This is a genomic window from Stenotrophomonas rhizophila (genome assembly GCF_001704155.1).
Lineage (GTDB): Bacteria > Pseudomonadota > Gammaproteobacteria > Xanthomonadales > Xanthomonadaceae > Stenotrophomonas > Stenotrophomonas rhizophila_A.
This window is the reverse complement of sequence record NZ_CP016294.1, coordinates 1,574,705-1,600,033: the sequence shown is the minus strand read 5'-3', so window position 1 is coordinate 1,600,033 and position 25,329 is coordinate 1,574,705. Positions and strand designations below refer to the sequence as shown.

Annotated in this window: 22 protein-coding genes; 13 read left to right on the top strand and 9 right to left on the bottom strand. The window is 67.9% G+C overall.

Annotation, left to right across the window (positions count from 1 at the left end; translation table 11 throughout):
* Positions 1-71: 71 nt before the first annotated feature.
* Positions 72-1,466 carry a cation:proton antiporter gene (locus BAY15_RS07195; RefSeq protein WP_068850535.1) on the bottom strand — a complete coding sequence of 465 codons (1,395 nt, stop codon included), beginning with the start codon at positions 1,464-1,466 and terminating at the stop codon, positions 72-74.
* Between the two features lie 100 nt (positions 1,467-1,566).
* Positions 1,567-3,261, bottom strand: a complete 1,695-nt coding sequence (gene asnB / locus BAY15_RS07190) for an asparagine synthase B (protein ID WP_068850533.1) — start codon at positions 3,259-3,261, stop codon at positions 1,567-1,569.
* A 330-nt stretch (positions 3,262-3,591) separates the two neighbouring features.
* Between asnB and BAY15_RS07185 the strand changes: the two genes are divergently transcribed.
* On the top strand, positions 3,592-4,464 hold the full coding sequence (locus tag BAY15_RS07185; protein WP_068850527.1) for a tetratricopeptide repeat protein: 873 nt from the start codon (positions 3,592-3,594) through the stop codon (positions 4,462-4,464).
* A 72-nt stretch (positions 4,465-4,536) separates the two neighbouring features.
* Positions 4,537-5,220, top strand: a complete 684-nt coding sequence (locus BAY15_RS07180) for a pentapeptide repeat-containing protein (protein ID WP_068854595.1) — start codon at positions 4,537-4,539, stop codon at positions 5,218-5,220.
* A 170-nt stretch (positions 5,221-5,390) separates the two neighbouring features.
* On the opposite strand, the gene dapE is transcribed toward BAY15_RS07180, so the two are convergent.
* From dapE to map, 6 genes are all read right to left on the bottom strand, one after another.
* On the bottom strand, positions 5,391-6,536 hold the full coding sequence (gene dapE, locus BAY15_RS07175; RefSeq protein ID WP_068850524.1) for a succinyl-diaminopimelate desuccinylase: 1,146 nt from the start codon (positions 6,534-6,536) through the stop codon (positions 5,391-5,393).
* The gene (locus BAY15_RS07170; RefSeq protein ID WP_068850521.1) at positions 6,533-6,895 is read right to left on the bottom strand and encodes an arsenate reductase; all 363 of its coding nucleotides are present in this window, start codon (positions 6,893-6,895) and stop codon (positions 6,533-6,535) included. Before BAY15_RS07170 ends, dapE begins: the two co-directional genes overlap by 4 nt.
* Before the next feature lie 65 nt (positions 6,896-6,960).
* Entirely contained in the window at positions 6,961-8,619 is a 1,659-nt protein-coding gene (locus BAY15_RS07165) for a hypothetical protein (protein ID WP_068850518.1), read from the bottom strand.
* Between the two features lie 159 nt (positions 8,620-8,778).
* Positions 8,779-9,831, bottom strand: a complete 1,053-nt coding sequence (dapD, locus tag BAY15_RS07160) for a 2,3,4,5-tetrahydropyridine-2,6-dicarboxylate N-succinyltransferase (RefSeq protein ID WP_068850514.1) — start codon at positions 9,829-9,831, stop codon at positions 8,779-8,781.
* On the bottom strand, positions 9,831-12,470 hold the full coding sequence (locus tag BAY15_RS07155) for a [protein-PII] uridylyltransferase (RefSeq protein ID WP_068850511.1): 2,640 nt from the start codon (positions 12,468-12,470) through the stop codon (positions 9,831-9,833). Before BAY15_RS07155 ends, dapD begins: the two co-directional genes overlap by 1 nt.
* Before the next feature lie 2 nt (positions 12,471-12,472).
* Positions 12,473-13,246: a type I methionyl aminopeptidase gene (gene map / locus BAY15_RS07150; RefSeq protein WP_068854593.1), complete on the bottom strand. Its 774-nt coding sequence runs from the start codon at positions 13,244-13,246 to the stop codon at positions 12,473-12,475.
* Between the two features lie 259 nt (positions 13,247-13,505).
* On the opposite strand from map, the gene BAY15_RS07145 reads away from it, so the two are divergent.
* The 8 genes from BAY15_RS07145 to tsf all read left to right on the top strand — a co-directional run bounded on the left by BAY15_RS07145 (position 13,506) and on the right by tsf (position 21,273).
* The gene (locus BAY15_RS07145) at positions 13,506-14,039 is read left to right on the top strand and encodes a Csu type fimbrial protein (protein ID WP_068850508.1); all 534 of its coding nucleotides are present in this window, start codon (positions 13,506-13,508) and stop codon (positions 14,037-14,039) included.
* A gap of 7 nt (positions 14,040-14,046) precedes the next feature.
* Positions 14,047-14,802, top strand: a complete 756-nt coding sequence (locus BAY15_RS07140) for a fimbrial biogenesis chaperone (protein ID WP_083214095.1) — start codon at positions 14,047-14,049, stop codon at positions 14,800-14,802.
* 46 nt (positions 14,803-14,848) lie between these two features.
* Complete coding sequence (locus BAY15_RS07135; protein WP_068850503.1) at positions 14,849-17,182, top strand: fimbria/pilus outer membrane usher protein; 2,334 nt, start codon at positions 14,849-14,851, stop codon at positions 17,180-17,182.
* A 2-nt stretch (positions 17,183-17,184) separates the two neighbouring features.
* Positions 17,185-18,219 (top strand): Csu type fimbrial protein, encoded by a 1,035-nt coding sequence (locus BAY15_RS07130; RefSeq protein WP_083214260.1) that lies wholly within the window; start codon positions 17,185-17,187, stop codon positions 18,217-18,219.
* Between the two features lie 64 nt (positions 18,220-18,283).
* On the top strand, positions 18,284-18,553 hold the full coding sequence (locus BAY15_RS07125; protein ID WP_068850497.1) for a hypothetical protein: 270 nt from the start codon (positions 18,284-18,286) through the stop codon (positions 18,551-18,553).
* Positions 18,532-19,248 (top strand): fimbrial biogenesis chaperone, encoded by a 717-nt coding sequence (locus BAY15_RS07120; protein ID WP_099047386.1) that lies wholly within the window; start codon positions 18,532-18,534, stop codon positions 19,246-19,248. The genes BAY15_RS07125 and BAY15_RS07120 overlap by 22 nt, the downstream gene beginning before the upstream one ends.
* A 213-nt stretch (positions 19,249-19,461) precedes the next feature.
* A complete protein-coding gene (rpsB, locus tag BAY15_RS07115) occupies positions 19,462-20,268 on the top strand; it encodes a 30S ribosomal protein S2 (protein WP_068850494.1) in 807 nt (268 codons plus the stop codon).
* Between the two features lie 126 nt (positions 20,269-20,394).
* The gene (gene tsf, locus BAY15_RS07110; protein WP_068850491.1) at positions 20,395-21,273 is read left to right on the top strand and encodes a translation elongation factor Ts; all 879 of its coding nucleotides are present in this window, start codon (positions 20,395-20,397) and stop codon (positions 21,271-21,273) included.
* Between the two features lie 69 nt (positions 21,274-21,342).
* Here the strand turns inward: tsf and BAY15_RS07105 are convergent, their stop codons facing one another.
* Positions 21,343-22,038, bottom strand: coding sequence for an AIM24 family protein (locus BAY15_RS07105; RefSeq protein WP_068850489.1), 696 nt, complete (start codon positions 22,036-22,038; stop codon positions 21,343-21,345).
* Positions 22,039-22,313: 275 nt separating this feature from the next.
* Here BAY15_RS07105 and BAY15_RS07100 point away from each other — a divergent pair, with 275 nt between their 5' ends.
* The 3 genes from BAY15_RS07100 (at position 22,314) to frr (ending at position 25,329) form a co-directional block, all read left to right on the top strand.
* Positions 22,314-23,813, top strand: coding sequence for a GGDEF domain-containing protein (locus BAY15_RS07100; RefSeq protein ID WP_068850486.1), 1,500 nt, complete (start codon positions 22,314-22,316; stop codon positions 23,811-23,813).
* A gap of 124 nt (positions 23,814-23,937) precedes the next feature.
* On the top strand, positions 23,938-24,666 hold the full coding sequence (gene pyrH / locus BAY15_RS07095; RefSeq protein ID WP_068850483.1) for a UMP kinase: 729 nt from the start codon (positions 23,938-23,940) through the stop codon (positions 24,664-24,666).
* Positions 24,667-24,771: 105 nt separating this feature from the next.
* Positions 24,772-25,329 (top strand): ribosome recycling factor, encoded by a 558-nt coding sequence (frr, locus tag BAY15_RS07090; RefSeq protein WP_068850481.1) that lies wholly within the window; start codon positions 24,772-24,774, stop codon positions 25,327-25,329.

Sequence of the window (25,329 nt, the reverse complement as noted above, 5' to 3'; positions counted from 1 at the left end):
CCGCAGGGCAGCGGACTGACAGTCCGCTCTACACCGTCGCGCACGCCGTCGCGCGTACCGCCATCCGGTGGTTACGCGCGTACCTTCCAGCGCTCCATCCAGCTCAGCAACGGGCCGGTCATGGCGGTGGTCACCAGCGCCATGATCACCAGCACCGCGAACAGGCGGTCGCCGAGGAAGCCCAGCTCGTAGCCCAGGTTGAGCACGATCAGCTCCATCAGGCCGCGCGTGTTCATCAGCGCGCCCAGCTTCCAGGCCTCGTGGTTGCCCATGCCTGCGCTGCGCGCGGCGCTCCAGGTGCCGAACAGCTTGCCCAGCGTGGCCACCGCGATCACCACCGCGCACAGCAGCAGGTCGCTGCCCTGCAGCGCATCGGCGCGCATGCGCAGGCCGGTCATGGCGAAGAACAACGGCAGCAGCAGGGTGACCGCGAACGGCTCGACCCGGGCGATCAACAACCCGCGCAGCTGCGCGTTCGACGAAACGGCGACGCCGGCCGCGAACGCACCGAACAGCGCATGGATGCCCAGCACTTCGGTGACCAGTGCACTGCCCAGCGACAGCAGCAGCATGCCCAGCAGCCAGCGGCCTTCGCTGCCCGGTTGGATGACCTGGCGCGAGAACCACGGTTTGACCACGCCCAGCATCAGCGCGATGAACACCACCACGCACAGCAGGCTCAGGCTGGCCGGCACCCAGCCGGTGGCCTGGGCGGCGGCCACGATCAAGGCCAGCAGGCACCATGCGGTGGCATCGCCGAGCGCCGCGCAGGCAATCGCGGTCTGTCCCAGCGGGGTCTGGGTGATGCCACGGTCCGCGAGGATGCGCAGCAGCACCGGGAACGCGGTGATGCTCAGCGAAATACCCACGAACAGCGCGAAGGCGGTGAAGCCCACGCCCTGCGGCCCGTGTTCGGGATACAGCCAGATCGCCAGCAGCACGCCCAGCACGAACGGCACGGCAATGCCGGCATGGCTGACGGTGAAGGCGAAACGGCGGCGGCCGCGCAGCCCGCCCAGGTCGAGCTCGGCGCCCGCCACCAGCAGGAACATCAGCACGCCCAGCTGGCTGAGCATGCCCAGCGGGCCGAGCGAGCTGGCCGGGAACAGCGCCCCGTGCAGGCCCGGCAGCAGGCTGCCGAGCACCAGCGGGCCCATCATCAGGCCGGCGGCCATTTCGCCGATCACCGCCGGCTGGCCCAGCCGCTTCAACAGCTCGCCCGCGCCCTTGGCAACCACCAGCAGCACCAGCAGCTGCAGCAGGAACAGGCCCAACGGCGAGGCCAGGTGGTGGGCCCAGTCGCTGCCCACCACCGGTTCGGCCTTGGCGGCCACGGCCGGCATCTCGGGTCCGGCGTAACGTGCCAGCGCCAGGCCGATGACCAGCGGAATCCCGGCCCAGGCCAGGTAATGCCAACCCCACTTCATCCGCGGCACGCTGCCTCCGGTCTGTACGTCCATGAACATTCCCCAATGCATGAAGGGGGAATGTTAACCCGGTAGCGCCGGCCGTTGGCCGGCCGACATGAACGCTGCGACCGTTGCCAGGGCCGGCCAACGGCCGGCGCTACCCGGCCAAGGCTTGCTCATGCACACCGGCAACGGCGCGGCCGGACGGGTCGGCCATGCTGGCGAAACTGGCGTCCCAAGCGATCGCGGCCGGCGACGAACAGGCGATCGACTTGCCGCCGGGCACGGTTTCAGCCGCGGCCTGGGTCGGGAAGTACTGCTCGAACACGTGGCGGTAGTAATACGCCTCCTTGGTCTGCGGCGGGTTGTGCACGAAGCGCTTGTCCGCTGCGGCCATCACCCGGTCGCTGATCTGGGCTTCGGCGTGCGCCTTGAGCCCATCGATCCAGCCATAGCCCACGCCATCGCTGAACTGCTCCTTCTGCCGCCAGAGGATCGAATCCGGCAGGTAGCCTTCGAACGCCTCGCGCAGCACCGCTTTCTCGATCCGGCGCGCGCCAGCGGCGCCCTGCCCGACCATCTTGTGCTTCGCATCGATGCGCATCGCCACGTCGAGGAATTCGCGGTCCAGGAACGGCACGCGCGGCTCCACGCCCCAGGCCATCATCGATTTGTTGGCGCGCAGGCAGTCGTAGTTGTTCAGCGCATCCAGCTTGCGCACCAGCTCTTCGTGGAACTCGCGGGCGTTGGGCGCTTTGTGGAAGTACAGGTAGCCGCCGAAGATTTCGTCGCTGCCCTCACCGGAGAGCACCATCTTTACGCCCATCGCCTTGATCCGTCTCGCCAGCAGGAACATCGGGGTGGAGGCGCGGATGGTGGTGACGTCGTAGGTTTCCACGTGGCGGATCACGTCGGGCAGTGCATCCAGCCCTTCTTCGAAGGTGTACTCGAAACCGTGGTGGACGGTGCCGAGCGCTTCGGCGGCGATGGCAGCGGCGGCCAGGTCGGGCGAACCCTTCAGGCCGATGGCGAACGAATGCAGGCGCGGCCACCAGGCCTCGCTCTGGTCGCCATCTTCGATGCGGTGGCGGGCATAGCGTGCAGCCACGGCGGCGACCAGCGAGGAATCAAGACCGCCGGACAGCAGCACGCCGTAGGGCACGTCGGTCATCAGCTGCCGGTGCACGGCGCGCTCGAACGCTTCACGCAGAGCCACGCGATCAGCGTCGACGCCTTCCACCGCGTCATAGTCGCGCCACGGGCGCTCGTAGTAGCGGGTGAGCGTGTCGGTGGCGCTGTCATACCAGTGGCCGGGCGGGAACTGCGCGGCGTCGGCGCAGGTATCCACCAGCGATTTCAGTTCGGAGGCCACCAGCAGGCGGCCGTCGTTGTCGTGGCCCCAGTACAGCGGCACCACGCCGATCGGATCGCGCGCGATAAGCACGCGCTTCTGGGTCCGATCCCACAGCGCGAATGCGAAAATGCCGTTGAGGCGGTTCAGGTACGACGCCGGGGTATCCTGCTGGTACAGCGCGTTGATCACCTCGCAGTCCGAGCCGGTCTGGAACGCATACGGCTGCGCCAGTTCGGCCTTGAGTTCGCGGTGGTTGTAGATCTCGCCGTTGACCGCCAGCGCCAGGCTGCCGTCGTCGGACAGCAGCGGCTGCGAGCCGCCGGCCGGGTCGACGATGGCCAGCCGCTCATGGACCAGGATGGCGCCGTCATCGACGTATACCCCGCTCCAGTCCGGGCCGCGATGGCGCTGGCGTTGCGACAGGTCCAGCGCGTGGCGGCGCAGCGCGGTGAGGTCATCGCCGGCCTGCAGGCCGAACATTCCGAAGATCGAACACATGGGAACAGCTCCTGATGATGGGGGAATACACGTAATGCCTGCATTCGACCGGCCACAAAACAAAAAAACCCGCATCGGCCGATGCGGGTTTTCTGGGGTCCGGGCGTATGTTGCTTGTTCTAGCCCTGGTCGCAGTCCCGCATTGGCCGCGCACGATTATTCGCGCGCAGGTTATTGCGGTTGTTGGTGGTGACGGCGGTGGCCAGGAGCGTGGACATGGATCGACCGTACCGCTGTTCTGGCCGTGGCGCAACTGTTGCGGGCGCAACCGATTCAGCCCCTGACGTGCCCCATCCCGGATAATCCACGCCTGCCTCATGGAACTCACGGATGAATCCCCTTCGTTTCCGCCTGTCGCTTTCCGCGCTGGCGCTGCTGGCTCTGGCCGCGTGCACCACCGCCCCCAACCGCCCGACCAGCGATACCGAAGTGAAGTGGCTCACCGCCGCCGAGCGCGGCGACATCGAGGGCATGCTGGAGCTGGCCGAACGTTACGAACGCTGGAACGACCGCCGGGCGCTGGACTGGTATGAGCGCGCTGCGGCCGCCACGCCCTGGAGTTTCCGCAATACCATTGCGGAAGAAGCGCTGGGGCGGATCTGGGCCAGCGGTGCGATGTATACCGGCCGTCGCCCTGAAGACACGCCGCCCCCGGTGCTGCGTGCGTCGCCGCGCAAGGCCGGGCGCTGGTACCTCGCCGCAGCCAACCACGGCAGTCCGGGCGCGATGCTGTCGCTTGCAAAATTCGAACGCGAACGTGGCCACGCGGCCGCAGCACTGCGCTGGGACCTGCGCGCCACGGTTTACCAGCGCTATTCGACCAGCAGTTCGGGCCTGCCCGCCGCGATTGCCCCGCAAGCCGGTGCACTGCACCCGCTGGTGGTCGATATCCAGCGGCGCGCTGCGCGCGGCGATGCGCAGGCCCAGGTGGACCTCGGCGCGCTTTACGAAAGGGGCATGGGCCTGGGGATCGAACGCGACCCTGCGATGGCGCTGCAGTGGTACCGCAAGGCCGCCCTGCAGGGCAACGTGTTCGGCCAGTACTTCACGGGCCTGCTCCTGGGCCGTGCGCCGCCGGGGGTGCCGCGGGATGAGGCGGCGGCCGCCGGATGGTTTGCCAAGGCCGAGGCACAGAAGTTCTTCCTTGCCGGTGAATCGTATTGGCGCAAGGGCATCCAACCGGCGTTCTGGACGTTTGATTGAACCGGGCTGTACACACTCGCCGGCGACCTTCAAGTCTGCCGGCGGGCGCGCGCTTCGCCCAGAATGGGCGGCATGAGTACCGCCACGTTCCGTGATGAAACCCTCTCCCGCGCCCGCATGCAGGCCATCGTCGCCGCGCATCCGCGTGCGGCCGTGTTCGAGGACTGCCGCTTCGACAATGCCGATTTCTCGCGGCTGGACATGGACGGTTTCCAGTTCACGCGCTGCTCGGTAGCGGGCACGTCCTGGCTGGCCGCCTCGCTGGAGGAAAGCCGCTGGGAAAAATGCCGGGGCGGCGAGTGCGATTTCAGCTCGGCGCTGCTCAGCGATGCGGTGTTTTCGCACTGCGATCTGAATAACAGCCACTGGCGCCGCGCCACGCTGTCATCGGTACGGTTCGAGGATTGCAAGCTGACCGGCGCGCACCTGCAGGAAGTGACCGGCTGGGCGCTGGAGTTCCGCGACTGCCTGCTGGTCAGTGCGGACCTGCGTGGGCTGTCGTTCCGCAAGGCCACGCTGCAGGGAATGGATTTTTCCGATGCGGAGCTGTCCGGCTGCGATTTCCGCGATGCCGTGTTCGAAGGCGGCAGCCTGCGCAACGCGCAGATTCGCCTGACCCGCTTCGACGGCGCCGACCTGCGCGGTGCTGATATCACCGGGCTCAACGTGATGGACAGCAAACACTTCAAGAAGGCGGTGATTTCACCGCGCCAGGCAGGCGCAGCGCTGGCCGCGTTTGGCTTGATCGTGGCCTGATCCGGGCCGGCGGAGCCGAAGGTAGAGCCGACTGTTAGTCGGCTGCCGGCCGCCGCGGGGACCTTGGGTCTGCGCGTAGAGCAGCCGACTAACAGTCGGCTCTACCTTCGGCGCGTGTAGAGCAGCCGACTGACAGTCGGCTCTACCATCGGTGCGCGTAGAGCAGCCGACTAACAGTTGGCTCTACCTTCGGCGAGAAGGCGCTCGATCAGGCACCGGTACAGTTCCGGCAGCTTCTCCAGGTCGGCCACCGACACGTTCTCATCCACCTGGTGGATGCTGGCGTTGACCGGCCCCACTTCGATGCACTGTGCGCCCAGCGGTGCGATGAAGCGCGCGTCCGAGGTGCCGCCGCCGGTGCTCTCCTCCGGCGCGGCGCCGGCGAATTCGCCCAGCACCTCGCGTGCCACCCGGCGCAGGGTACCTTCGGGGGTGTAGAACGGTTCCCCGCTGCGGTGCCATTTCAGCCGGTACTCCAGGCCATGGCGGTCCAGCAGCGCGGTGATCTCCTGCTCCAGTTTCGGCGCGTTCCAGAGCGGGTTGTAGCGCAGGTTGAACAGCACCTGCAGCTCGCCGGGAATCACGTTGTTGGCGCCGGTGCCGGCGTGGATGTTGGACACCTGCAGGCTGGTCGGTGGGAAGCTTTCGAAGCCATCGTCCCAGTGCCGCGCGGTCAACTCGGACAGCGCCGCAGCGGCGAGGTGGATCGGATTGCGCGCCTTGTGCGGGTACGCCACGTGACCCTGCACGCCCTGAACGGTCAGCGTGCCCGACAGGCTGCCGCGCCGGCCAACCCGCAGCAGGTCGCCGAGCACGGCGGTGGAGGACGGCTCGCCGGTGATGCACCAGTCGATCTTCTGGCCGCGCTCGCGGAACAGGTCTGCGACCCGGCGCACGCCGTCGATGGCATCGCCTTCTTCATCGCTGGTCAGCAGCACTGCCAGCGTGCCGGAGTGGTCCGGATGGGCGGCCACGAACTGCTCCGCGGCCACCACGAACGCGGCCACGCTGCCTTTCATGTCGGCCGCGCCGCGCCCATACAGCACGCCGTCGCGGATCTGCGGATCGAACGGTTCACTGGTCCACGCCTCGACCGGTCCACTCGGCACCACGTCGGTATGGCCCAGCAGCACCAGCACCGGTGCGCCCTGCCCGTGCGTGGCCCACAGGTTGTCGACCTCGCCCAGGCGCAGGTGTTCGCAGGTGAAGCCGGCCTGCTGCAGGCGACCGGCCAGCAGTGCCTGGCAGCCGGCATCCTCGGGCGTCACCGACGGCCGGGCGATCAGGTCGCAGGTCAGTGCAACAACGTCGTTCACGCGCCCACTCCGAACCGCTGCTTGAACCCGTTGTCGGAAAAGCCCTGGGTCATCACGCCGTCCGCGCTCACGACTACCGGACGCCTGATCAGCTGCGGGTACTCGCGCAGCAGCAGCTTCCATTCGGCGTCGGAGGCTGCCGCCTTGCGGTTCTCAGGCAGCTGCCGCCAGGTCGTGGAGGAACGGTTGACCAGCGCCGGGAATCCACCGGCCTGGGCCGCCCAGTCCAGCAGCGTTTCCGGGCTGGGTTTGACGTCGCGGTAGTCGACGAAGGTGTACGGCACCTGGAAGCGGTCCAGCCACTTGCTGGCCTTCTTGCAGGTATCGCAGTTCTTCAATCCGTAAACGGTGGTGGTCATTGCCGCGGGTACTCTGGCTTGGATTGAACGGACAGGCAGGACGCGCCAGTATAGTGCCGCACCGATCATGACGCGGCCGATTTTTCGGCGTGGTCGGTGAGCTCCAGCAGCAGCGTGCGCTGCCAGGAGGACAGTCCGGTTGCAGACGGCACGTCCCCGCCCAGCAGTGGCCTGCCCTTCGCGTCGACCAGCAGCGCCAGCTGCGAGGTCATGAAGCCGCGCATGCTCGACAGCTGCCACTGGTACTGCGGCGCATCCCACGGATCGGCCGCGTACAGGCGCATGCACACCGCGTCCATGTCCAGCAGCATCTGCACGCGGTAGGCGTCGTTCAAGGCGGTCCGCCCCGCCTCGATCGAAACGATCAATGCGTTGGTGGCCGATACCGCGTCTTCGCGGTCGAAGCGGTCTGCGTCCTCGGCGAGCCGGACAAGATCGCCGGCGGCCTGGCTGAACCGGGCCAGCGCACTGGGGGGTTCCAAGTGGGTAATCTCGGTGGACCGCGGCCGGCGCACTGGTGTTGCGACGAACGGTGCGGGGACGGGATACGCCTGCTCTGTGAATGGCGCCACGCCGCTGCCCCGCTGCACCACGTTGGCAAAGCTGCGGCCATTGGCCGGGTTGTCGGCGACCTGGCGCGGCGCCTCCTGCAGCGTCAACCGCGACTGCACCCATTCCGGCTGCTGCGTCAGCCACCGGCAGTAGTAATGCGTGGCATAGGCCAGGTAGTCCCGGAGCTGCTTGTCCTGGCCAAGGCCGCGGTAATCGCCATCGCGCTGGTCCCATATCCGCCGCGACGGCTGGCGGGCTTCCTCGATGATCGGCTTGAGCACGCGCGCTGCGTTGATCTGCAGCGCGTTGCCCTGGACCAGGCGCCCGCGGCCCCGGCTCAGCTGCGCCAGCCGCCGCAGGTACTGCACACCGTATTTGGCCACCAGGGCCAGGGTCCGGCTTTCCCACCCCAGCAGAAGATCCGGCTGCGCCTCCAGCAGCGACGGCACGGTCAACAACAGGCTGTCGGCGGCGGGGCGTGGCAGGGTCGCGCCCTGCGGTCGCGTCATCAGATGCTCGGACGCGCGCAGCGCGCTGACCAGACCGAAGGCCAGCGTCGCACCCTCGATGGCGTGGATCGGATGCTGCCGCAGCAGGGTTTCGAAGATCGGGGCCAGGTGCTCGGTGATCGTCGCGCTGCAGCAGCGTTGCAGAGGAGGATGGTTGATGAGCTCACCCAGGTGGAACATCATCACACTGGCGTTTTCCAGGGTGAACTCCTGGCGGGCCCGGATCGTTTCAACGCAGCGCTGGGTCGCGCGCAGCAGACGATTTCCATCGCAGGGCGGCCCGGACGTACGGCGCACCTGCTGGCACAGGATGTTGAGCGCCTTGCCGATGTAGATGTTGGAGGCGCGTTGTTCGTCTTCGGTGTCGCCAAAGCCGACGCTGCCGGACATCACGCGCGCGATCGTATCCAGGTCCGCGTCGATCGTGGACAGATCACCGTGCTTCACGATCTTCTGATACAGCGCTGAAATGACGTAGTCGGCCTGCGTCAGGCGCACGCCATATTCGCCGGCAGGCACGTTGGGCATGCCGGCGAAGCCCGGAAGGTTGTAAATGCCAATCGGTAGAATCGCGTTGTCGACCGTTGCACGATCCGCAGCGACCTGCGGCAGCGGTTGAATCGGATAGCGGATCACCGACACCGCATTGCTGACGTTTTCCACGGAAGCGCCTTCTGCCTGGGGAAGCGCAGCATAGGCACGCGAGCACGGGCGGTGGGCAATGCGTGCGTCAAGCTGTGACCGGTTTTGCGAAGCCGCACCACAGCGCGCGGTGAAAGCGTCATCGGGGCATCGTGGCGATGCCCCGATTGCGTCACCGCATCAGTCGGCCAGGCCGCGCAGCAGCTCGTTGACGCTGGTCTTGCTGCGGGTCTTGGCGTCGACCTGCTTGACGATGACCGCGCAGTACAGCGAGTGCGAACCATCCTTTGACGGCAGCTGGCCGGACACCACCACGCTGTACGGCGGCACCGAGCCGTAGCTGATCTCGCCGGTGGCGCGGTTGTACACGCGGGTGCTCTGGCCCAGGAACACGCCCATGCCGATCACGCTGTGGTGGCCGACCACGAAGCCTTCCACCACTTCCGAACGTGCACCGATGAAGCAGTGGTCTTCGATGATGGTCGGGCTGGCCTGCAGCGGTTCGAGCACGCCGCCGATGCCGGCGCCGCCGGACAGGTGGCAGTGCTTGCCGATCTGCGCGCACGAGCCCACGGTGGCCCAGGTATCGACCATGGTGCCTTCGCCGACGTAGGCGCCGATGTTGGTGAAGCTGGGCATCAGCACCACGTCCTTGCCGAAGTAGCTGCCGCGGCGCGCGATCGCACCGGGCACCACGCGCACGCCAGCCCGGCGGAACTTCGCTTCGTCGAAGCCGGCGAAACGCGATTCCACCTTGTCCCAGAACGGCGCCGGGCGCGCGTCGACCACCGCCATGTCATTCACGCGGAAGTACAGCAGCACCGCCTTCTTCAGCCACTCGTTGACCTTCCAGCCACCGTGCCCATCGGGCTCGGCCACGCGGAATTCACCGGTTTCCAGCCCGTCGATGACGCGACCGACCAGCGGCTTGGTCGAGCCTTCGATTTCATGCAGGGTCAGCGTGGCGCGGCGCTCGAAGGCGCTTTCGATGCCGAACTTGAGTTCTTCCACGCCCGGGGTGGCCGGCTTGCGCAGCGACTTGCGCGCGATGTTCTCGGCGCGCTTGGCCGCCGTTTCCGCGGCGCTGCTGGCCGCGGTCTTCTTGACCGGCGCCTTCTTCACGGCCGGCGCGGCTTTCTTCGCAGCGGTCTTCTTCACGGCCGGGGCAGCGGCAACGGTCTTCTTGGCCGCCGCGGTCTTGGCGGCAGTCTTCTTGGCAGGCTTGGTGGCCATCAGTGGGGGTCTCCGGCGTTTCGATCAGGGTCCAGGCAGCGCAGCATGGCGTCATGCAGCTGCTGCCGGGCGGTTTCGGTCAGGGGGTGGTCGTGCTCATCGCTGATCACGAACATGTCTTCGGCGCGTTCGCCAAAGGTGGCAATGCGCGCGTCATGCACGCGCAGGCCCTGGTTGCGCAGTACGAAGGCGACATCGGCCAGCAGCCCGGGGCGGTCGGGTGCGACCAGGCTGAAGCGGGTGCCGCCGGTGTCGTTGTCATTGGCATCGCGGAATTCGATGCGCGGGGCGAAGCGGAAATGGCGCAGCTGGCGTGGCACTACCCGCCGCGAGGGGCGCAGCCGCGACAGGTCGCCGGCCAGCGCCTCGCGCAGCGCCGCTTCCAGCCGCGGTGCATCGCCATCGGCGAAGCTGTCGGCCGGGGTCACTTCGAAGGTATCGAAAATGGTGTCAACCGGGCCATCCAGCACGCGCGCCCGGTGGATGCCATAGCCCTTGCGGTCCAGGGTCATCACGATCGCAGCGAACAGGCCGTCGCGGTCGGGCGAGTGCACGAACACTTCCAGCGCGTCGTCGTCGGCGGTGATCCGGCGCACCTTGACCAGGGTCTGGCCCTGCTTGACCGGCACCAGCGCGGCGGCCTGCCAGGCCAGCTGCTCGGGGCGCAGGCGGATGAAGCTCTCATCCGGCATGACGGTGAACTGGCGGTCGATGGTGGCGTCGTCGTAGCCGCGCTCGCGCACCAGCGCGCGCACGCTCTCGCGCGCCTCCAGCACGCGCTCGGCGGCCGGCATCTGGTTTTCCAGGCCATCGCGCAGCGCCCGGCGCGCGGCGAAGTACAGGTCGGCCAGCAGCCGATCCTTCCACGCATTCCACAGCTTCGGGCTGGTGCCGGCGATGTCGGCGCAGGTCAGCAGGTACAGGTAGTCGAGGCGGTCGCGGCTGGCCACCAGCGTGGCGAAGCGGTGGATCACGTCCGGGTCGGAGATGTCCTGCTTCTGCGCGGTGACCGACATGCGCAGGTGCTGCTCGACCAGCCAGGCCACCAGTTCGGTATCGGAACCGCTCAGCGCATGCGCCTGGCAGAAGTCGCGGGCATCCACCGCGCCGAGTTCGGAATGGTCGCCGCCGCGGCCCTTGGCGATGTCATGGAACAGCCCGGCCAGCAGCAGCAGTTCCGGCTTGCGCAGCCGCGGCCAGACCTCGTGGGCAATGGAGAAACGCTCGTCCGCCCGGCTGGTGGCGAACAGGCCGATGTTCCGCAGCACCATCAAGGTGTGCTGGTCGACGGTGTAGACATGGAACAGGTCGAACTGCATGCGCCCGGACACCTGCGCGAAGGCGGGAATCCATTGCCCCAGTACGCCCAGGCGGGCCATGCGCGCCAGCGTATCCACCGCGCGCGGGCTGCGCAGCAGGGTCATGAACTGTTCGCGCGCGGCAGTGCTGGCCTCGGTGTACGCCGGCAGCTCGGCCAGCGCTTCGGCCAAGGCCCGCGCGGTGAGCGAGTGCAGGCCGCGCACGTCGGGGTTGTAGGCCCAGCTGGAGAACAGCGCGAACACCTGCTCGATATCGCCCTGCGGCCACTGCGGGTCGTTGGCGGCCAGGTAGCCGCGGCGCAAGGAAAAGCCCACGCTGACCGGTTCGGGCACGGCCTCCCCGTCGAACTGTTCTTCAAAGCGCTGCAGCAGGCGGTCGCTGATCCGCCGCACCACGGTGGCGCTGCGGTAGAAGCCCTGCATCATCTTTTCGACCGCCAGGCTCTCCACGTCGTCGGCAAAGCCGAGCCGCGCGGCCAGGGTCTTCTGGTAATCGAAGCGCAGGCGCTCTTCCGGGCGGTTGGCCACCAGGTGCAGGCCGAACCGCAGCTGCGCCAGCGCGCAGCGCTCACGGCGCAGTGCAGCGGCTTCATCGGGGCCCAGGTGTCCCAGCCCGACCAGCGCTTCCAGCTCGCGCACGCCGAACGCGCGCAGTGCCATCCAGCCCAGCGTATTGAGATCGCGCAACCCGCCCGGGCCATCCTTGATGTCCGGTTCCAGGTTGTCGGCGGTGTCGCCGAATCGCTGGTGGCGGGCCAGCAGTTCGTCGCGCTTGGCCAGGAAGAATTCGCGCGGCGGCCACAGGCCCTCGCGGTTGACGGCCTGTTTCAGCGCCTGGCGCGCCGCTTCGTCGGCCACCAGCGGGCGCGATTCGATCAAGGCGGTGAGCACGGTCTGGTCTGCGCTGGCCTGCACGCATTCCTGCGCCGACCGCACTGCATGACTGACCGGCAGGCCGCAATCCCACAGCAGCGCGAACAGGCGGGCCAAGGCCGCTTCATGCCGACGCTGCGCCTCGGGCGCGCCCAGCACCAGCAGGTCGATGTCCGAGCGCGGGAACAGTTCACCGCGCCCGTAGCCGCCCACCGCAAACAGCGCCAGCCCGGCATCGGGCGGCACGCAGCGCTGCCAGGCCAGCCGGATGAGATGGTCGGCAGCGCGGGCGCGCAGCGCCAGCAGCCGCTCGATGTTGTCGTTCTGGTCGAAGCGCCGGTACAGGCGCGCGTCGGCCTGCTGCAGGGTCTGGCGAGCCTCCGCCGCCCACTCGGGGTCGGCGACGGCGTCGGCCGGCGCGTCCAGGGTCGGGCTCGCCGGCAACATGCTCAGACCTGCGATTCGCCGGGCGAGAGGGTCAGCACATCCACGCCGGTCTCGGTGACCGCGATCATGTGCTCCCACTGCGCCGACAGCTTGCGGTCCTTGGTGACCACGGTCCAGCCGTCGGGAAGCACCTTATTGTAGCGGGTGCCTTCATTGATCATCGGCTCGATGGTGAAGGTCATGCCCGGCTGCAGCACCAGGCCTTCGCCCGGACGCCCGTAGTGCACCACCTGCGGTTCGTCGTGGTAGACCTTGCCGATGCCATGCCCGCAGTACTCGCGGACCACGCTGAAGCGCTCGGCTTCGGCCAGCGACTGGATCGCGTGGCCGATGTCGCCCAGCGTCGCGCCCGGCTTCACCGCACGGATACCGGCCCACATGGCCGCGTAGGTCGTGTCGACCAGGCGCTTGGCCATCGTCGACGGCGTGCCGGCGTAGTACATGCGGCTGGTATCGCCGTGCCAGCCGTCCTTGATCACGGTGACATCGATGTTGACGATGTCGCCGTCCTTCAGGACCTTGGCTTCGCTGGGGATGCCGTGGCAGATGACGTTGTTGACCGATGTGCAGACCGTCTTCGGGAAGCCACGGTAGCCGACGTTGGCCGGCGTGGCCTTCTGCACGTTGATGATGTGGTCGTGGCAGATGCGGTCCAGCTCTTCGGTCGTCACGCCCGGCTTGACGTACGGGGTGACGATGTCGAGCACTTCGCTGGCCAGGCGGCCGGCGACGCGCATCAGTTCGATTTCCTCGGGGGTTTTCAGATTCACGCTCATGGCGCCCATTATCGCTGATCCGCGGCCATTCTGAACGGGAAGGGCTGGAACGCTGACAGCCCACGTTCGGGTCGAAGCCCCACAGCGGCAGGGCTTGGGCGGGCTGGGAACGGAAAAACTGTGAAAACCGGCCAGTTTTCCTCACACCCCCCCTACAACATCGCTTTTATAAGGGGGTCAGCGCCGCCCCTGGCGCCCTCCCCCTGCAGTACGCCGGCATCGATTCGTTCATCCAGGACCCCCGTCCAAGGAGAAGACCATGCGATTCCTTCGCGCCCCGCGTCCCCTGCTGTTCAGCCTTGGCCTGGTGGCCCTGGCCTCGCCCGCCATGGCGGCCGACACCACCACCTTCAACGTGCGCATCATCATCACCAAGGCCTGCACGATCACCGCGGCCGCCGCGACCGATGTCGATTTCGGCACGGCGCTGTCCACCGCCACCACCCCGTCCAACGCCCAGGGATCGGTCACCGCGCAGTGCTCGGCGCTGACGCCGTACACCATCGCGCTGAATGCCGGCTCCAACGCCGCGACCGCCAATGACGTCACCACCCGGCGCATGCGCAACACCGATGCGGCGGTGACCACCAACAACTTCGTCGGCTACCAGCTGTACTCCGATGCGGGCCGTGCAAACGTCTGGGGCGCCACCACCGGCACCAACACGGTGGCCGGCACCGGGACCGGCCTGGCGCAGGCGTACCCGATCTATGGCCAGGTGGCCAATCCCAGCGTGAACAACGCCGCCACCGGTACCTATCAGGACACGGTCACCGCCACCATCTCGTACTGAGGCCGCCATGTCAGCACTCGAACGGGGGCGCGTACCGCGCTCCACGGCGGCTGTCTGCGCCTGTGCATTGCTGGTCGTGCTTGGCATGCCTGGCCTGCGGGCCGCCAGCCTGCAGGTTGCGCCTACCTCGCTGCAGCTCAGCGCCCGCCAGAACGCCGAAGCGCTGTGGGTCAGCAACAGCGGGTCGGCCCCGGTAAGCGTGCAGGCCCGCGTATTCCGCTGGACCCAGCGCGACGGCCGCGACCAGCTCGACCCCACCTCAGACCTGGTGGTCAGCCCGCCCATGCAGTCGCTCGCGGCCGGACAGCAGCAGCTGATCCGCGTCGTGCGCGCCCAGCCGGAAGCGCCCGACGCACAGCTGTCGTACCGGGTCATCGTCGACGAGGTGCCCACGCTGGACCCCAACCGCCAGGGCATGCAGTTCGTGCTGCGCTACTCGCTGCCGGTGTTCATCCAGCCCGATGGCAGCGCCGCAGGCAAGCCCGAGCTGCAGAGCAGCGTGCGTGTCCAGCCCGATGGCAAGGTGGTGCTGGAAGTGCACAACCGTGGCGATGGCTATGCGCAACTGGCCGATCTGGCGGTAGGTCCGCTGGATCGCCCGCAGGTCTTCCAGCCCGGCCTGATCGGCTACGTGCTCAGCGGCCAGACCATGCGTTGGCCGCTGGATATTCCTGCGACGCGGCTGGCCGGGGCCACGCTATCGGCGAAGATCAATGGCGGCGCGCAAGCCACGCCCCTGTCCCCGACGCCACCGGCTCGCTGAGGCCTGCGTGCGCGTCGCCCTGGCTGCCGGCGCGGTCTCGTCTGGAATGCCGGGCGCACCGGCATGGGCGGCCGAACTGCCTGCCGCCAGCGCCGAACTGGGGGCCGCCGATGATGTGATGCTGCCGGCGCCCACGCCCTTGACCGCACCGCAGACCCTGTACCTGGACGTCACCCTCAACGGCAGCCCCCGCGGCCTGCTGCCGTTCACGGAACTGGCGGGCCAGCTGCGCGCCGATCCGCCCGTGCTGCGCCAGCTCGGCTTCGCCGCGCCCGACGGCGCGCCGGTTGCACTGGACCAGCTCAGCGGCCTGGTGATGCGCTACGACGCCTCCCTGCAGACCCTGGCGCTGGAAATCCCGCTGGAACAGCTCAACCTGCCGGTCACCGAAGTGGGGGCCGCCACGCAGAGCACCCCGACGGCCAGCGCCTCGCCTGGCGCCCTGCTCAACTACGACGTCTATGCCAGCCACAACCAGGACGCCGGCAACCTGGCGCTCACCACCGAATGGCGGGTGTTCGGCATGGGCCGCGGCGTGCTGCGCAGCAGCCAGCTGCTGCGCACCTACCAGGATGGACGGAGCGACTGGCGCGGTGAAAGCGTGCGCCTGGACAGTGCGTGGCAGCTGGATTTTCCCGACAACGCATTGACCCTGACCGTCGGTGACTTCTTCAGCGGCTTCGTTGACTGGAGCCGCCCGGTGCGGATGGGCGGCATCCAGATCGGGCGCAACTACGGCCTGCAGCCCTACCGCGTGCTCACCCCCACCCCGAGCTTCCTGGGCGAGGCCGTGGTGCCCTCCAACGTCGAGCTCTATGTCGATGGCCTGCGCCAGTACAACGGCGAGGTACCGGTGGGGCCGTTCCAGCTGGCCGCGCAGCCGGGCATCAGCGGCACCGGCAATGCGCAGGTGGTGATCACCGATGCCTACGGCCGCATGCAGACCCTGGATTTTGCCTTCTATGGCACGCAGCAGCTGCTGGCTGAAGGCCTCTCGGACTGGTCCGCTGGCGTGGGCCGGATGCGTCGCGATTACGGCATCCGCTCGTTCGCCTACGACAGTGCCATCGTGGGCAGCGCCACCTGGCGGCGCGGGGTCAGCAACCGCTTCACCGCCGAACTGCATGCCGAAGGCGGCGGCGGCGTGGCCAGCGCCGGCGCGGGCGGCTGGTGGCAGCTGGGCCAGGCCGGCGTCGTCAACGCGTCCTATGCGCACAGCCGCCGCGACGGTCTGCAGGGAGGCCAGTGGGCGCTGGGGTACAGCTGGAACAACCGGGTGTTCAACCTCAACGCCGCCACCCGCCGCACGCATGGCGACTTCCAGGACCTGGGCAGCCTGCAGGGTGCGCTGCCACCGGACGTGACCGACCAGGTCACCGCCGGTGCCAGCCTGGGCCGGCTGGGCTCGCTGAGCGCCAGCTACCTGCGCCTGTCTTACCCCGATGGCGACGACCGCCGCTACGCGAGCGTGTTCTGGAACCGCACGTTCTCCGAACGCTGGTCGGCCTACGCCTCGTTCAACCAGAACCTGGACGACAACGCCGACCGCAGCGTGTACCTGTCGCTGTCGGCCAGCCTGGGCAACAACCGCCAGAGCAACCTGGCCGCCCAGCGCAATGGCGACCGCAATCTGTACACGGTGGATGTATCCCAGCCGGTGCCGGGCGATGGCAGCCAGGGCGGTTACGGCTGGCGCGTGCAGGCCCGGCAGGGCGACGACGGCACCGGCGGGCTGGTCGAAGCCGGCTGGTTGAACCGCGTGGGCCGCTACTCGCTGGGCGCGGCGCGCCAGGGCGATGCCAACTTCGCCTATGCCAACGCCAGCGGCAGCGTGGTCTGGATGGGCGGGCACCTGTTCGCCGCACGTGAGGTACCCGACGCGTTCGCGGTGGTCTCCACCAACGGCGTGGGCGGCGTACCGGTCCGCCTGGAAAACCGGGTGATCGGGGTGACCGACGACGACGGCATGCTGCTGGTCACCCCGCTGCTGTCCTGGCAGCGCAACCGGATTTCGATCGACACCCTGGAGCTGCCGGCCGACATGCGTGCCGACCGCGTGGACACGCTGGTGACGCCGCGGCAGAGCGCCGGGCTGGGGGTCAGTTTCGGACTGCGCCGCACCCGCGCCATCACACTGGTCCTGCACGACGCGCAGGACCGGCCCGTGCCCGCCGGCAGCCAGGTGCGGCTGTCGGACCAGCGCAGCGCTACGGTGGGCTACGACGGCGAGGTCTACCTGGAAGATCTGCCGGCCCAGGCAGTGCTGCAGGTGGACACCGATGACGGGCGCTGCGAAGTGCGCGTGCCGGTCAGCCCGGCGCCGGGCAGCGCCGCGCTGCGGCTGGGGCCGCTGCGCTGCGTGGCCGGAGCCGGGCCATGAGCCTGCGCCTGCTGCTGGGGGGGTTGCTGGCACTGGCCGGGCTAGTGGGCGCCGGCGTGGCCCGCGCCGACACCACCTGCACCACCACCACCCCGGTCACGGCCGCCTTCGGCAACGTCGGAAACGCCGCCGCTGCGCCCAGCTTCACCACCACCACGTTCACCATCACCTGCAACACCGCCGCGCTGAGCCTGCTGGCAACGGCGTCGGTACGCGCCTGCATCGGCATCGGCGTGGGCAGCACCGGCGTGGCCATTTCACCGCTGCGGCGGATGACCAACACCACCGCGGATCCGCTCAGCTTCCAGCTGTTCACCAGCGCCGCCTACAGCACCATATGGGGTCTGACCCCCGGCACCTCGCCCGGGCCGCAGGTGGTGGACCTGAACTACTCGGTGCCCCTGCTCACCGGCGGCAGCGGCGCGGTCACCGTGACCATCTACGGTCGCATCCCAGCCAGCCAGACGCTGGCGGCCGGCAGTTACAGCACCGCGTTCAGCGGTGCCGACGTCCGCCTGGAATATGCCTACAACGAGGTCCTGCTGGGCACGGCCACCGCGCCGGCGGCGTGCACCACGGCCACCGGCGTCAGCGGGCACAAGACCGCCACCGGCGGCTTCCCGTTCACGGTCACCGCCACCGTGCTGCCGCAGTGCAGTGCCTATGTCACTACCGACATGGACTTCGGCACCAGTGCCGGCACGATCACCGCCAACATCGACCGCACGTCGACCATCGGCCTGACCTGCCTCAACCGCACCGCCTACACCATCGCGCTGGACAACGGCCTGTACGCGAACGGCAGCGTGCGGCGCATGCGGCACACCACCAACCCGGCCTTTTTCATTCCCTATGCGCTGTACCGCGAAAGCACCCGCACCCAGCGCTGGGGCAGCACCGCCAACGTGGACCTGGTCTCGGGCACGGGGACCGGCAGCGCCCAGACCCTGACCGTATATGGGCGTGCACCGCCCACGGTCGGCGCAGTGGCCGCCGGCAGCTACAGCGACCAGATCAAGGTGACGATCACCTACTGAGTCGCACCCCTCAAGACCGCCAGCGCCGGGCCGATATCCCAACGACCCCCCGCTGCCGATCCGGATGAACCGACGCCGCCGCGCCCGCCTGGCCACCTGCGTGGCGCTGACCACCCTGCTGTCTGCCGCCAACGCGGCCAATGCGCCGCTGCAGGTCCGCCTGCGGATCGTGGAGGCGTGCGCACTGGACGCAGACGCAGCGCGTGCCAGCTGCCGCAGCGCACACCGACGCAGCGACGAGGAAATCCCGGCCCCGCCCCAGGTGCAGCAGCTGACCCCGGCGGACGAAGACGACGAAGACGCCCGCCGGCCATGGCTCACCCTGACCTTCTGATCCGCGCCTGCCTGCTGCTGGCGCTGCTTGCTCCGGCCGCCGCGCAGGCGCTGGACATTTCCCCGCTGCGGGTTGCGCTGCGCCCGGACCAGCAGGACGCCGAACTGTGGCTGCACAACGAGACGGCCCAGCCGTGGTCGGGCCAGGCGCGGTTGTACCGGTGGGAACAGAGCGCCGACGCCGAACGCCTGACCCCGGCGCAGGACGTGGTGGTGAGCCCGACCCGGCTGGCGCTGGCACCAAACGCCCGGCAGCGGGTACGGGTGGTCCGGATCGGCGCCGCCCCCACCGCTGAACAGGGCTACCGGCTGGTGCTCCGGGCCGGCCCCGGCAGCCCGCCGCTGCAGGTGTCGCTGCCGGTGTTCGTGGCCGGGCCGCAGCCGCGCCCGGCGCCCGCCCTGTCCGCCGACCTTCGCGACGCTGCCGGCCACGCCCTGCTGGCGCTTTACAATGGCGGCACCGGCCACGCGCGGCTGGCGGACCTGACCTTCATTGGCCCCGACGGACGCGCCACGCTGCTGCTCCCCGAGCTGGCCGGCTATGTTCTGGCCGGCAGCACCCGCCTATGGGCCCTGCCCGGCCCCGCCACAGCCTATGCCGGGGGCCGTTTCCGGGCCCGGATCGGCGACGCGGAACCGGCCGACATCCCGGCCGCCAGCCCGCCAATTGCGCCGGACCGCCGGCCCGGGCTATAATCGACCGGATTTCTTCGCGCCCTGTGCGCAGGAAACCCGTCAACACCGGACGTCACCGGTGAATCCACACCTGCCGCCCATATCCGTGCCGGGGTGCTCCGCGAGGAGTTCGGACACGGAAGCGACAGGGAAGCCAAACCCCGGAACCCCCCGCCTTGCGGCGGACCGCCCACTATTACCCGCGGCGGCCGGTTCCCTATCAGGAGTATTGCAATGCCCCAGGTCACCATGCGTCAGATGCTGGAAGCCGGCGTCCATTTCGGCCACCAGACCCGTTACTGGAACCCCAAGATGGGCCAGTACATCTTCGGCGCCCGCGGCAAGATCCACATCATCAACCTGGAAAAGACCGTTCCGCTCTTCAATGACGCGATGAACTTCATTTCCAGCGTCGCGCAGAAGCGCGGCACCATCCTGTTCCTGGGCACCAAGCGCAGCGCCCGCGAGTCGATCCGCGAAGAAGCCGAGCGTTGCGGCATGCCGTTCATGAACCAGCGTTGGCTGGGCGGCACCCTGACCAACTTCCGTACCGTGAAGCAGTCGGTTGCCCGCCTGAAGGAACTGGAAGCCGGCGAAACCGACGGCACCTTCGACAAGCTGGTCAAGCACGAAGTGCTGGGCCTGCGTCGCGAGCGTGACAAGCTGGAAGCCTCGCTGGGCGGCATCAAGGAAATGAACCGCCTGCCGGACGCGATCTTCGTCATCGACATCGGCCACGAAGACATCGCCATCAAGGAAGCCAAGAAGCTCGGCATCCCGGTGATCGCTGTCGTCGATACCAACTACAACCCGGAACTGGTCGATTACGCGATCCCGGGCAACGACGACGCCATCCGTGCCGTGCAGCTGTACGCCCGCGCCGCTGCCGACGCCGTGCTGGAAGGCAAGGCTGCTGCTCCGCACGCTGCCACCGTCCGTGAAGAAGAGTTCGCCGACGCCCCGGCTGCCGAAGAAGCCAAGCCGGCCCGCCGCGCTCCGGCCAAGAAGGCTGCTGCCGACAAGGGCGAAGCCCAGGCCTGATCCAGGCCCGCGGTGGGCGCCTGGCGTCCACCGCTCCTGTCCGCTGCCACTGGCGCGATGACAGGATGCTGTCACATGGGCCGGCCACGATGCCGGCCCAACCCCTTTCTTTCGTGAGGAATTCCCGTGGAAATCACTGCTTCCCTGGTCAAGGAACTGCGCGAGCGCACTGGCGCCGGCATGATGGAGTGCAAGAAGGCACTTACCGAAAACGGCGGCGACATCGACGCTTCGGCGGAGTGGCTGCGCAAGTCGGGCCTGGCCAAGGCCGACAAGAAGGCTGACCGCGTTGCTGCCGAAGGCATCATCGTGTCGGCACAGGACGGCAACAAGGCCGTGCTGGTCGAAATCAACTCCGAAACCGACTTCGTCGCCAAGGACAGCAACTTCCTGGACTTCGCCAAGGCCGTTGCCTCGGTCGCGCTGAGCTCGGGCGCTGCCGACATCGATGCGCTGAAGGCCGCCAAGCTGCCGTCGGGCGAAACCGTCGAAGAATCCCGCGCTGCGGTCATTGCCAAGGTCGGCGAAAAGGTCGACGTGCGTCGCATCGTCCGCCTGGAATCGTCGAACAACGTCGCGGCCTACGTGCACGGCGGCCGCATCGGCGTGCTGGTTGAACTGGCCGGCGGCGACGCCGAGCTGGCGCGTGGCCTGGCCATGCATGTGGCTGCCATGAACCCGCCGCACAACAAGGCTGCCGACGTGCCGGCCGAGTTCGTTGCCAAGGAAAAGGAAATCGAACTGGCCAAGATGTCCGACAAGGACAAGTCCAAGCCGGCCGACATCCTCGAGAAGATCATCAGCGGCAAGATCGCCAAGATCGTCAACGAAGTCACCCTGTACGGCCAGCCGTACGTGCTGAACACCGATCAGTCCGTCGAGCAGGTGGTCAAGGCCGCCGGCGCCGACGTGATCGGCTTCAAGCGCCTGGCTGTCGGCGAAGGCATCGAGAAGGTGGTGGAAGACTACGCCGCCGAAGTGATGAAGCAGGCCGGCCTGGCCTGATCCATCGCCTCAAGCGATGACACGAAAAAGCCCGGCGCAAGCCGGGCTTTTTTTTGTGGCCGGCGACCCTCAGCCCTTCGCCTGGAACGAAACTTCCTCATACGGCTGCACCACCACCCAGCCTTCGCCGGCGAAGCGCAGCTGCAGGGTTTCGCCCGAACCGCGCCCGACCAGCGTACCCAGCGAAATGTCGGTGACGATCTCGGGCGTCAACGAGCCCGACCAGGCCACCGTTGCGTTCGGGTCGGTGAACACCGGGCCACCCTGCGCCGTCACCGGCAGCGTCAGCGGCTCGTAATGCGAGGTGATCGCCACGATCCCGTGCCCACTCAGGCGCATGTTGAACAGCCCGCCCGAAAGCATGCCTGCCACCTTGCGCATCATGGTGATCTTGGACTCGATGCCCGTCTCAAAGGCCAACACATCGTTGCCGTTGACGAAAATCGACTCGCCCGCCAGCCGCAGCAGCGTCACCTGCTTGCCCGCATCGGCCAGGTAGGCCCGCCCCTGCCCCTCGATCTTCATCAGCTGCAGCCCCTCACCGCTCACCATTTTCTTCAGCAGCGTGCCCAGCCCCTGCTCCAGCAGCCCCTGGCGGGTGAACTTCACCGCCCCCTTGCGCGCCACCATCGAACCGGCCTTGGCCCAGACCATGCCGTTCACCCGTATCTCCAGCATGTGCGGGCTCTCAAGCTCGAATGCATCCGCACTGACATCTTTTTCGTGCGTGCTGGCGAGGAATTCCTGAAGCGACTTTACGGCCATGGGGTCCATCCTTTTTCATTGGAGGCCGCATGGTACCCGCGCCGCCCACCGCATTGCAGCAGCGGACGCCACTCGTGCCACTCCCCCATCCGCCAGCGGATGTGGTACCAAAGAGCTCATTGCCCCACCGCCGCACGATCTGCCCGTTGGTTTTGCATCGAAAGGCACCTCGACCCCCACCTGTCGCAGGCAACATTTCCCACAACGCAAGCACCAACACTCAAATCTGTGACGCACACCATGTATTCTTGCCACATCACCTCAGTATTCCCGCCATGCCTCCCGAGCTGACAGCCGCCCTGGCGCTCTGCCGCAACCTGCCCTCGCCGCCCGGTATTGCCCTGCGCATCATCGAACTGGCGCAGGATCCGGAAACCGACATCACCACGGCCGCCGACGTCATCGCCATCGACATGGCGCTGAGCGCGCGCATGCTGCGCATTGCCAATTCGCCGCTGTATGCCAGCCGCCGGCGGATCGAGAACCTCGGCCAGGCACTGACCATGCTGGGGCTCAACGCCACCGTCAGCCTCGCCCTGGGCTTCACCGTCACCCAGGACCTGACCGCCCCCGGCCAGGGCCAGGACGTGCGCGAGCGCGCCTGGCGGCGCAGCATCCTCAGCGCGCTGGCGGCCAGCCTGCTCGGCCAGGCCCGCGGCCTGCGCAAGGCCGAGGAACTGATGCTGGCCGGCCTGCTGCAGGACATTGGCGTGCTCGTACTGGCCCAGAGCGAGCCCGAGCGCTACCTGCCGCTGCTGCGCCAGGCCCGCGACAACGAGGCCCTGATCGCCCTCGAACGTGAGCACCTGGACTGCACCCATGCCGAGGTGGGCGCGTGGATGGCCGAACAGTGGGACCTGCCGCGCTACCTGGTGGACGCCATCGCCCGCAGCGAATCGCCGGCCGCGGCCGAGGACAACTTCCAGGCCTGCGTGGCCCTGTCCGGTGCGGTCGCCGACATCTGGCTCAGCGCCGACGCCGATGCTGCCCGCGAACATGCCCTGCAGCAGGTCAACGAGACCCTCAAGCTGGACAGCGCGCAGTTCGACCAGGTGCTGGCCCGGATCGGCGAAGCCCTGCCCGAGATCAGCGCCCTGTTCGAGACCACGCTGATTTCGCCTGCGCGCGTGCAGCAGCTGATCGACCATGCCCAGGAGCTGGCGACGCTGCGCAACCTGCGCGAAATGCAGGATGCCGCCCTGGCCCGCCAGCGCGCCGACGAATTCGAGGCACGCGCCAACCGGCTGGCCGAACAGGCCCACCGCGACGCCCTGACCGGCGTGCTCAACCGCCGCCAGCTCGAGGCCGTGCTGGAACAGGAGTTCCTGCGCGCCACCCGGCACGGCTGGCCGCTGTCGGTGGCCTTCATCGACCTGGACGATTTCAAGAAGATCAACGACGCCCACGGCCACCTGCTCGGTGACCAGGTGCTGCGCGAGTTCGCCACCCAGCTGCAGGAACACCTGCGCAACAGCGATACCGTGGCCCGCTTCGGCGGCGAGGAATTCATCGCCCTGCTGCCCAACACCACCGAGCTGGTGGCGCTGGACGTGGTGCGCCGGGTGCTGGCCAGCATCGTCAACACCCCCATGGCCGAAGTAGCCGACGGCCCGCTGTTCGTCACCTTCTCCGCCGGCGTGGCCACCCAAGGCGGCTATGAGCGTTTCGCCGATGTTCAGGACCTGCTGAAGGCCGCCGACGACGTGCTGTACCGTTCCAAGAACCTGGGGCGCAACCGCGTGATTGCGCGTTCACCGGGGACCGCCACGGCCTGAATGGAGTCAGGAAGCGGCGATCCACCGCTGTGGCAGGGCTGCGCCGCAGTGCAGCAGATTTTCCACGCCGAGTGCCGCCGCATCCAGTAGAATTCCCGCGTTTTCCACGCATCCAGAGGCCACCATGTCCAATCTTTCCTATCGCCGCATCCTGCTGAAAGTTTCCGGGGAGGCACTGATGGGGGATGAGGACTACGGCATCGACCCCAAGGTCATCAACCGCCTGGCGCGCGAAGTGATCGAAGCGCAGCAGGCCGGAGCCGAAGTGGCGCTGGTCATCGGCGGCGGCAACATCTTCCGCGGCGCCGGCCTGGCCGCCGGCGGCATGGACCGCGTCACTGGCGACCAGATGGGCATGCTGGCCACCGTGATCAACGCGCTGGCCATGCAGGACGCGCTGGAGAAGCTGGGCGCCAAGGCCCGGGTGATGAGTGCCATCAAGATCAACGACGTGTGCGAGGACTACATCCGCCGCCGCGCCATCCGCCACCTTGAAAAGGGTCGCCTGGTGATCTTCGCCGCCGGCGTCGGCAGCCCGTTCTTCACCACCGATTCCGGTGCCGCGCTGCGCGCCATCGAAATCGGCGCGGACCTGCTGCTCAAGGCCACCAAGGTCGACGGCGTGTACGACAAGGACCCCAACAAGCACAGCGATGCGGTCCGCTTCGACAGCCTGACCTACGACGAAGTGATCCGCCGTGGCCTGGAAGTGATGGATACCGCCGCCTTCGCCCTCGCCCGCGACAGCGACCTGCCGCTGCGCGTGTTCGACATGGGCCAGCCGGGCGAACTGCTGAAGATCCTGCACGGCGAGAACATCGGCACCCTGGTGCGCGGCCGCGACGCCACCTGACCGGCGCGCCGGCCACGGCCGGCACCCGCCCGTTCAGCGCGGACCTTGGTTCACCCCATTTCGCCTATAATCGCCCGATTCCCAGTGACACCCAGGATTCGGGCGATGCTCAACGAAATCAAGCAGGACGCGCAGACGCGCATGGCAAAGAGCATCGATGCTCTGAAGCAAACCCTGACCTCCATCCGCACCGGCCGTGCTTCGCCGGCCCTGCTGGACCGGATCACGGTCAAGGCCTACGGCACCGACACGCCGCTCAACCAGGTCGCCTCGATCAGCGTTTCCGAAGGCCACTCGCTGGTCATCACCCTGTTCGACAAGGGCATGATCAAGGACGTGGAAAAGGCGATCTACGCCTCCGACCTCGGCCTGACCCCCAACGTGGCCGGCACCGTCATCCGCCTGAACCTGCCGCCGCCGACCGAAGAGCGTCGCCGCGAGCTTGGCAAGCAGGTGCAGAAGGAAGGCGAAGGCGCCAAGATCGCCATCCGCAACATCCGCCAGGATGCGAACAAGGCCATCGCCGCCCTGCTGAAGGACAAGTCGATCAGCGAAGACGACAAGAAGCGCGGCGAAGACGACATCCAGAAGCTGACCGACAAGTCCATCAAGGACGTCGACAGTGTGGTTGCCGAAAAGGAAAAGGAACTGATGGCGGTCTGA

What these genes read in the sequence shown, in the direction of transcription:
- BAY15_RS07155 (WP_068850511.1), bottom strand. Translation starts at nt 12,470, where the DNA reads ATGTTGCCGGCGAGCCCGACCCTGGACGCGCCGGCCGACGCCGTCGCC.
- BAY15_RS07105 (WP_068850489.1), bottom strand. Translation starts at nt 22,038, where the DNA reads ATGGCCGTAAAGTCGCTTCAGGAATTCCTCGCCAGCACGCACGAAAAA.
- map (WP_068854593.1), bottom strand. Translation starts at nt 13,246, where the DNA reads ATGAGCGTGAATCTGAAAACCCCCGAGGAAATCGAACTGATGCGCGTC.
- asnB (WP_068850533.1), bottom strand. Translation starts at nt 3,261, where the DNA reads ATGTGTTCGATCTTCGGAATGTTCGGCCTGCAGGCCGGCGATGACCTC.
- BAY15_RS07140 (WP_083214095.1), top strand. Translation starts at nt 14,047, where the DNA reads ATGTCAGCACTCGAACGGGGGCGCGTACCGCGCTCCACGGCGGCTGTC.
- BAY15_RS07170 (WP_068850521.1), bottom strand. Translation starts at nt 6,895, where the DNA reads ATGACCACCACCGTTTACGGATTGAAGAACTGCGATACCTGCAAGAAG.
- rpsB (WP_068850494.1), top strand. Translation starts at nt 19,462, where the DNA reads ATGCCCCAGGTCACCATGCGTCAGATGCTGGAAGCCGGCGTCCATTTC.
- pyrH (WP_068850483.1), top strand. Translation starts at nt 23,938, where the DNA reads ATGTCCAATCTTTCCTATCGCCGCATCCTGCTGAAAGTTTCCGGGGAG.
- BAY15_RS07125 (WP_068850497.1), top strand. Translation starts at nt 18,284, where the DNA reads ATGAACCGACGCCGCCGCGCCCGCCTGGCCACCTGCGTGGCGCTGACC.
- dapD (WP_068850514.1), bottom strand. Translation starts at nt 9,831, where the DNA reads ATGGCCACCAAGCCTGCCAAGAAGACTGCCGCCAAGACCGCGGCGGCC.
- BAY15_RS07100 (WP_068850486.1), top strand. Translation starts at nt 22,314, where the DNA reads ATGCCTCCCGAGCTGACAGCCGCCCTGGCGCTCTGCCGCAACCTGCCC.
- BAY15_RS07135 (WP_068850503.1), top strand. Translation starts at nt 14,849, where the DNA reads ATGCCGGGCGCACCGGCATGGGCGGCCGAACTGCCTGCCGCCAGCGCC.
- BAY15_RS07180 (WP_068854595.1), top strand. Translation starts at nt 4,537, where the DNA reads ATGAGTACCGCCACGTTCCGTGATGAAACCCTCTCCCGCGCCCGCATG.
- BAY15_RS07145 (WP_068850508.1), top strand. Translation starts at nt 13,506, where the DNA reads ATGCGATTCCTTCGCGCCCCGCGTCCCCTGCTGTTCAGCCTTGGCCTG.
- frr (WP_068850481.1), top strand. Translation starts at nt 24,772, where the DNA reads ATGCTCAACGAAATCAAGCAGGACGCGCAGACGCGCATGGCAAAGAGC.
- BAY15_RS07195 (WP_068850535.1), bottom strand. Translation starts at nt 1,466, where the DNA reads ATGTTCATGGACGTACAGACCGGAGGCAGCGTGCCGCGGATGAAGTGG.
- BAY15_RS07120 (WP_099047386.1), top strand. Translation starts at nt 18,532, where the DNA reads ATGGCTCACCCTGACCTTCTGATCCGCGCCTGCCTGCTGCTGGCGCTG.
- BAY15_RS07185 (WP_068850527.1), top strand. Translation starts at nt 3,592, where the DNA reads ATGAATCCCCTTCGTTTCCGCCTGTCGCTTTCCGCGCTGGCGCTGCTG.